The 6793-nt window shown below is 70.3% G+C and carries 6 protein-coding genes and 3 pseudogenes; 3 read left to right on the top strand and 6 right to left on the bottom strand.

Going from position 1 to position 6793, the window contains the following annotated elements:
- Window positions 1–68: 68 nt before the first annotated feature.
- Entirely contained in the window at window positions 69–1037 is a 969-nt protein-coding gene (locus tag IF30_RS0135670) for a GlxA family transcriptional regulator (protein WP_037902294.1), read from the top strand.
- 190 nt (window positions 1038–1227) lie between these two features.
- On the opposite strand, the gene IF30_RS0135665 is transcribed toward IF30_RS0135670, so the two are convergent.
- The 6 genes and pseudogenes from IF30_RS0135665 to IF30_RS49935 form a co-directional block, all read right to left on the bottom strand.
- A complete protein-coding gene (locus IF30_RS0135665; protein ID WP_078891972.1) occupies window positions 1228–1659 on the bottom strand; it encodes an ATP-binding protein in 432 nt (143 codons plus the stop codon).
- Between the two features lie 261 nt (window positions 1660–1920).
- Window positions 1921–2769, bottom strand: a complete 849-nt coding sequence (locus IF30_RS0135660) for a helix-turn-helix domain-containing protein (RefSeq protein WP_030246349.1) — start codon at window positions 2767–2769, stop codon at window positions 1921–1923.
- Window positions 2770–2810: 41 nt separating this feature from the next.
- Window positions 2811–3338 carry a DUF6879 family protein gene (locus IF30_RS0135655; RefSeq protein ID WP_030246348.1) on the bottom strand — a complete coding sequence of 176 codons (528 nt, stop codon included), beginning with the start codon at window positions 3336–3338 and terminating at the stop codon, window positions 2811–2813.
- Window positions 3292–3573, bottom strand: a complete 282-nt coding sequence (locus IF30_RS0135650; protein ID WP_030246346.1) for a hypothetical protein — start codon at window positions 3571–3573, stop codon at window positions 3292–3294. Before IF30_RS0135650 ends, IF30_RS0135655 begins: the two co-directional genes overlap by 47 nt.
- Before the next feature lie 262 nt (window positions 3574–3835).
- Window positions 3836–4405, bottom strand: a complete 570-nt coding sequence (locus IF30_RS0135645; protein WP_030246354.1) for a DinB family protein — start codon at window positions 4403–4405, stop codon at window positions 3836–3838.
- Window positions 4406–4460: 55 nt separating this feature from the next.
- Window positions 4461–4664: pseudogene (locus IF30_RS49935) on the bottom strand (IS630 family transposase); the annotation flags it as partial.
- A gap of 643 nt (window positions 4665–5307) precedes the next feature.
- Between IF30_RS49935 and IF30_RS50885 the strand changes: the two are divergent.
- Window positions 5308–5499 (top strand): annotated as a pseudogene (locus tag IF30_RS50885) (transposase); the annotation flags it as partial.
- A gap of 103 nt (window positions 5500–5602) precedes the next feature.
- A pseudogene (locus IF30_RS42470) lies at window positions 5603–6788 on the top strand (transposase).
- The last annotated feature ends 5 nt before the right edge of the window (window positions 6789–6793 follow it).

The following is a 6793-nucleotide window of genomic DNA, read 5'->3' as shown; positions in this document are numbered from 1 at the left end:
GCCAAGGGCAGACAGCGACCAGGTCGGAATTCTTGGGATACCAGTCATTCCGACATAGGGTCCTGGTCATGGAGGAACGAGTGGTGGTCCTCGTCGGATACGACGAGGCCGAGTTGCTGGACATCGCCTGCGTGACGACAAGCTTGACCACCGCCAACCGGCTCGGTGCCAGCCCCGCCTATGCCGTGAGCGTGGCCACGCCGGGAGGCCGCGCGATCACCTGCGACTCGGGGCTGACGCTGCAGGGCCAGCGATCCCTGGAGCGGCTGCGGGGGCCGCTGGACACGCTGATCGTCTCGGGAGGGTTCGGCCACGAGGCCGCGGCAGGCAACCCGCGGATCGTCGGCCATGTCCGCCGCCTGGCCAGGGAGAGCCGCAGAGTGGCCTCGGTCTGCACAGGGGCGACCGTCCTGGCTGCCGCCGGCCTGCTCAACGGCAAACGCGTCACGACTCACTGGTGGTACGCCGAGCAGTTGGCCTCGGCCTACCCGGAGATCACCGTGGATCCGGCGCCGATCTACATCCGCGACGGAGGCGTGTCCACCGCGGCGGGCGTCACGAGCGCCCTGGACCTCGCCCTGGCCTTCATCGAGGAGGACCACGGCGCGGAGTTGGCGCGCTCCGTGGCCCGCGGCCTGGTCACCTATCTGCAACGGCCCGGCAACCAGGCACAGATGAGCATGTTCACAGCAACCCCAGCACCCACCAACAGCCTGGTCAGGCGAGCCGTCAACTACATCGCCAGCCACCTGACCGGCGACCTGACCGCAACCGCACTGGCAGCCGACGCCGGGGTGAGCGAACGCCACCTGACCCGCTTGTTCATCGACGACCTTGGAAAGGCGCCGGGCCGATTCGTCCGCGACGCGCGCACCGAAGCCGCCGCTCACCTCCTGGCTTCCACCTCACTACCCGTGGCGAGCGTGGCGGCACAGTGCGGCTTCAGAACCGCTGAAACGCTCCGCCAGGCATTCGTCAGCCGCTACGGAACACCGCCATCGCGCTACCGAGCAACGCAAGGCACACCCTCTACGTGACGACAGCACCGCGCTGTCCCCACCAGGAACCACCACCGACCAGAGGCCAGGCCCGCGTTGAGCATCTCACCCGACGTCCAGACCCAGACATTCGGACAGTTCCAGCCGACCTCCTCGTCGTCGCTGTGTGGTGCCCTCCCGGAGGCGGGAGGCGTAGAGGGCCGCCCCGGCGCACCGTGGCACTCGTGGGCTACGCCTGGCTGGGGGCATGAGTGTGCAGATCCGCGTGGACGGTCTTGCCGAGCCCTTCCAGGCTCGCGCCCCAGTGCCCGCCGGTCAGATGGTGGACCAGGGCAAGTCCCCGGCCCGACTCTGCCGACGTGCCGGCCTCGATCAGGCAGGGCAGTGCGCGGGAGCCGTCGCTGACGCTGATCCGCACGCACCGGCCGGTGATCCGCTCGACGGTGACCGTCATCCGGCGGCGGCATCCGGTCCGCACGGCGTTGCCGACAAGCTCGCTGACGATGAGCTCGCCAGCCTCGACCAGGTCCTCCAGCCCCCAAGATCGCAGCGTGGTGCGCACGAGGCGCCGGGCCTCGGCGGCGGACTGCGGCTCGTAGGGCAGCAGCACCTTCACGGCGTCGGCGCTCGGGGGCCGTGTCGAGGCTTCGACGGTCGTCACCGTGCGCCTCGCACCCGTCGGTGCAACCCCTCGCGCGGCTGCAGCCGTGGCCGGTGGGCGGGTTACGGGGTGCGCTGCCACGGCGGAACTCCGCTCTCTCGTTGGCGGTGACGGCTGCGCTCACCCGACGTGGGACGGGCGGGCGCAGCAGCCCAGCTCGCCCGCCGGGGCCGGGTGTCCGGTCCGTCACGGCGGGCGACGGATCGACGGTAGGGAGTGACCGGCCGGGCCCTCAATGAGGTTGCGCCTACTTGCGGGACGTCACCCGAGAGTGGCTATCGCCGCTGTGATCAGCTGACGGGCTCCGGTTCCGTGCACGGCCATGGACGCCAGGTCGGTGAAGGTGCGCACGTAGTCGGCGATCTCACGTGGCTGGGTGATCCGCAGATAGCCGGAGGTCAGCTCGACAGCCACCTCGGCCTCGTCGAACAGGTAGAAGTCCTCGACCGGCAGGTGTGGACGGCCTGGCCCCGTCGGGACGACACCGACGCTGACGAACGGGCTGGCGGAGACGGCGAGCAGGTGGCCGAGCTGGGCCGCCATCGCCTCCGGGTCGCACACCGCGGCGCGCAGCACCCACTCCTCGATGAGCAGGCCGAAGCGGTGCCGGCCGGAGAACAGCATCCGCTGCCGCTCCAGCCGCGCCTCCACGGCGTCGGCGACGTCGTCGACTTCGACCCGGGCGCGCTGAATCGAGCGCAGGACGGCGGTGGTGTATTCGGGGGTCTGCACCATGCCCGGCAGGACGCGGCTGGCGTAGACGCGGAACAGGCCGGTGCGGCGGTAGAGGGCGGCAACCGACTCCTGGGCGGCGCGCAGCCCGCCGCGTTCCATGCGGCGCCACTCGGTGTACATGGAGTCGACCGCGCGGGCGGCGGTGATCAGGTCGGGGACCTGGTCGCTTGCGTCGCAGGCGGCGCACCAGGCGCGCAGGTCGTCCTCGGACGGGGCGGACTTGCCGCTCTGGATCCGGGAGGTCTTGGCCGGATGCCACCCGCACCGGGTGGACAGCTCGTCGCCGGTCAGGCCGGCGTCCTTGCGCAGGCCGACCAGACGGTTGGCGAGCGCCTTGCGCGCCTCGATGACGCTGGATGACGGGGACGACGACATGGTGCTGGCTGCCCGGCGGGTGGTGGTGGTGGACAGGTTGCTCAGACGGTGTACTGCGCGTGGGGAACGGCCCTCTCCCACACCGCCTCGAAGGCGCCGGTCACCATCTTCACCACGGCCGGATTCTCGGTGGTCTCGTGCCCGGCCCACTCGCCGTCACCGGTGAACCAGTGGAACAGGACTAGGCGCTCGTCGACCAGCCAGAGGTCGTTGCCCGGCAGCGCGAGGTCGGAGGCCTTCGACCGGGGCAGCCAGCGGACCTGCTCGCCGAGCGCGACGTTGTGCCGCTCGGTGATCGCGTGCTCCCAGCGGATGTAGGCGGTCACCGGCTCCGAGACGATCCGAGCGCGGCGCATCGCCACACCGCGGCCGACCGTCTCCCGCACCAGGGCGGCCCAGGCGGTGTACTCCTCGGGCAGGTCGTAGGCCTCGGGCCGGTCGACCGGGAGGCCGGCGCGCCAGTCGGCGAACACCGGGTCGTCCATGTAGGAGTCGCGCATCTCCAGGTGGCACGCGGAGCGCTCAGCGCTCCTCAGCAGGGCGCCAAAGTCCGGCACGCTCGGCTTCATCGCACACCTTCCTCAAGAACGGGATCATCCGGACCGGGATCCGGACGACGCCCTCGTGGTCCGGGACGCCGGTGGCGTGGCCCTCCACCCACTCGGTTTCGCTGATCACGCGGTACATCTCCATGTCGGGCAGCCAGCCCTGGATGACGATCTCCGCTTTCTCGTCCTCCAACCACACGGTCGGAGAGCCGCCGTTGGGCGTGTCCGGGTCGATGCCCCTGAACCGTAGTGCCATGACCGCTCCTTGTGCCAAGCCGGTTGCGGATCCTTGCGCCTCCACCGTTCCGCTCGACTGACAGGCCGTCAAGAGTGGGCGTGCACAGCCGGGCGGCACGTCGACCGGGGCGGGCCCGAGGGGGGCTGCTGTCTCGGGCCCGGTGCTCGGTCAGGCGGTGCGGATCTTCCCGTCGGCGATCAGCGCGTCCCGGCCACACCAGGCTGCCGGTTCCCTCAGTCAGGCTAGTGCTGTGACCGGGAACGTTTACCGGGTGGTGCGATCAGTCGGAGCGCGCTGCTTTCCATACCCACGAGGTTCGGCGGGGAAGGCCATCCAGTTCCTGGCGGCCGGTGCACCAGAGAAGCACCTGGACGGGGTCTCCAGGAGGGGCATCGGGGAACAGACGACCGAGCACGGCCGCGCATAGGGGTGCGGGCGGCTGCCAGTCCACGGCCAGACCCTGCGTGATGTCGTGTGTATGCAGCAGGGCTTCAGCGACGCCCATTGCTGCGAAGCCCTCGGGATCGCAGGGACCCCAGTGCCAGGCCCGCAAGGTCGGACTGGCTGCGGTCAGCACGCAGCTGAGGAGCCGGCCGCAGGCGGTGACCGTCTGGAGTACCTCGGTCGGGGAGGCAGCGGGGCTGACGTTCAGGTCGAACGGGAGGTAGGAGTCGGTGGGACGTGCTGCCACCTGCCCCGCGTAGGCCAGCAGGTCGTGCCCGATGTGCGCCGCCGTCTCCCAGCAGCTCCACTTCAGCGGACCTGCTGGCACCGTCCAATCCTTGTCGGCATGCGGTCTGAGTACCTTCAGCAACTCTGCCAAGGCCGTGTCGACGTCCCGATGGTCCATGCGGAACTCCTCGTGAGGTTCGTGCTGTGCAAGTGGGCTGTGCTCGTGGCGTCTTTCACGCCGCTCGGGTTCCGGGTCGCCCTCCCCAGCGGATGCCCTTCTCGCTGCGAATGCGGGCTCGTTCCTTGCGCTGGGCCGCGAGGACATAGGGATGATGGCGGGCGTTGGCGTTGCGCCACCGCAGGTAGGCGTGCAGGGCGCGGGTCTGGGCGGGGTGGTTCGGGTGGTTCGAGTTCGCCAGGGTGAACTGTCGCAGCGGTCGCGGAGGTCACCGGACCAGCTCTCGCAACGGACGCTTCCTGATGCGAAGTCCAACTCAAGGCCCATCCGCCCCGTCAGCGGCTCCCAGTCCTCTCGGACTCCGAGCACGACTTCCCCAACACGGCTCGCCAGCGGGATCCCTCGTCAACGGGTCGCACGTCAATCCGGCCCCGGTTGCCCATGTCGTAGCTCTCGTACGGCTCGGACGCCTCAACCACAAGGCACCAGTCCGTCCCGCTCATGATGTGGGTGGACACCCCCTGGTCATCGATGAGCCACAGATCGACAGGGGTGTCAGATTCTCGTCCCTCATATACGTGCCAGGACGCCACCAGCCGCGCCAGCCGACGACCGATCAGTGACGCGGGATCGATGCCAGGTCCGTGGGCTGGACATACGGGGTTCGAGGGCTCCATCCGGGCACCGTACCGTCGTCCTCGTCCCGGCTCACCCGCTTATACGGGACAGCCCTTAGCTCGCCGCGAGAAGAGGAACCAGTTCAGAGCTTGTCGTTTAACGTCCGGCGTCGAACAAGCGGGTCCGGTGATCACTCGTTCGGGTGTTCCCGGGACGGCGGTGCGGCCTTCGCATGATCCTGAACTCGACCAAGAGGTACAGGATTTGATGCGAAGGCCGCTGTGATGAGTGTGGTGGAACAGGGTGTGCAGGGCGAGCCGTTCGCTGAACTGTCACGCTTCCGGGGGGTCTTCTACGACTGCCTGACCGGGCGGCGCGACGCGCTGTTCGAGCTGACCGATGCGTTGCTGTGCACCGACGGGCCGGTGAAGACCCTGGTGGGCCTGGCGCTGGCCCCCGAGCACCGGCGCGGGCACGGGGCCCCGTACGCCGCGCTGAACCGGGGGCGGGTAGACGTTCGAGCGGCTGCGGACCGCGCTGGCCGGCCTGCCGCTGCCGCGGGCCGCCGACGGCCGCCTGGTGCTCGCGGTGGACGTCTCGCCGTTCCTGCGGCCGGACGCACAGACTTGCCCGGACCGATCCTTCTGCCACACCTTCGGCCGCGGCGACGCCAAGCACCAGATGATCCCCGGGCTGGCCGTACTCGTTCGTGGTCGCGCTGGAGACTGGGCGGACTTCCTGGACGGCGGTGCTGGACGCGACGCGGCTGGAGCCCGGCGCCGACGTCGCGGCCGTCACTGCCGTCCAACTCCGCAACGTGGTAGTGCGGTTGATCGGCGCGGGGCAGTGGCGGGCGGGTGATCCGGAGGTGCTGGTGGTGATGGACGCCGGCTACGACGCCCCGCGCATCGCCCACCTGCTCGCGGATCTGCCGGTGCAGGTGCTGGGCCGGCTCCGCTCGGACCGGGTGATGCGCCGCCCGGCCCCAAGCCGGGCGGAGTTCGCCGCCGCGAACCCGGCTGGCGGCCGGCCGCCCAAGCACGGCAGCGAGTTCGTCTTCGGCGACCCCGACACCTGGGGCACCGAACAGGCGGTCACCACCACCGCGACTCGCCACTACGGCACCGCCCAGGCCCGGGCCTGGGACCGGCTCCACCCCCGGCTGACCCGCCGCGCGGCCTGGCTGGACCACGACGGCGACCTGCCGCTCCTCGAAGGCACGGTGATCCGGCTGGCCGTCGAGAAGCTGCCCAGCGGCGGGGTGAACCGGCCGGTCTGGCTCTGGTGGTCGCGCACCGGCGCCACTTCGGCCGAGGTCGACCGCTGCTGGCAGGCGTTCCTCCGCCGCTTCGACCTGGAGCACACCTTCCGCCTGCTCAAGCAGACCCTCGGCTGGACCCGGCCCCGCCTGCGCGACTCCGCGGCGGCCGACCGCTGGACCTGGCTGGTGATCGCCGCCCACACCCAGCTCCGCCTCGCCCGCCCGCTCGTCGCCGACCTCCGCCACCCCTGGGAGAAGCCGGCGGAACCGAACAAGCTCACCCCCGCCCGCGTCGGGTTCAGGAACCTGCACACGAAGGCCCCCTCACCAGCGCGTGCACCGAAACCCACCCGCTCCGGCCCGGGCCGGCCGCCCGGCTCGAAGAACCAGCGGCCCGCCGCCCACCACGAGGTCGGAAGAGTCCTGGCCACCGGCGAGGCATATGTGCGGCCCGCCCACTACAAGAAGGGCCCCAAACCGAGAAGGACGGCTATGGAAAGCTGAACGCA

It is taken from the genome of Streptomyces sp. NRRL S-350 (assembly GCF_000719705.1).
Lineage (GTDB): Bacteria > Actinomycetota > Actinomycetes > Streptomycetales > Streptomycetaceae > Kitasatospora.
Note: the sequence above shows the minus strand (reverse complement) of the source record. Positions and strands in the feature narration are given on the sequence as shown.

What these genes read in the sequence shown, in the direction of transcription:
- IF30_RS0135670 (WP_037902294.1), top strand. Translation starts at nt 69, where the DNA reads ATGGAGGAACGAGTGGTGGTCCTCGTCGGATACGACGAGGCCGAGTTG.
- IF30_RS0135660 (WP_030246349.1), bottom strand. Translation starts at nt 2,769, where the DNA reads ATGTCGTCGTCCCCGTCATCCAGCGTCATCGAGGCGCGCAAGGCGCTC.
- IF30_RS0135655 (WP_030246348.1), bottom strand. Translation starts at nt 3,338, where the DNA reads ATGAAGCCGAGCGTGCCGGACTTTGGCGCCCTGCTGAGGAGCGCTGAG.
- IF30_RS0135650 (WP_030246346.1), bottom strand. Translation starts at nt 3,573, where the DNA reads ATGGCACTACGGTTCAGGGGCATCGACCCGGACACGCCCAACGGCGGC.
- IF30_RS0135645 (WP_030246354.1), bottom strand. Translation starts at nt 4,405, where the DNA reads ATGGACCATCGGGACGTCGACACGGCCTTGGCAGAGTTGCTGAAGGTA.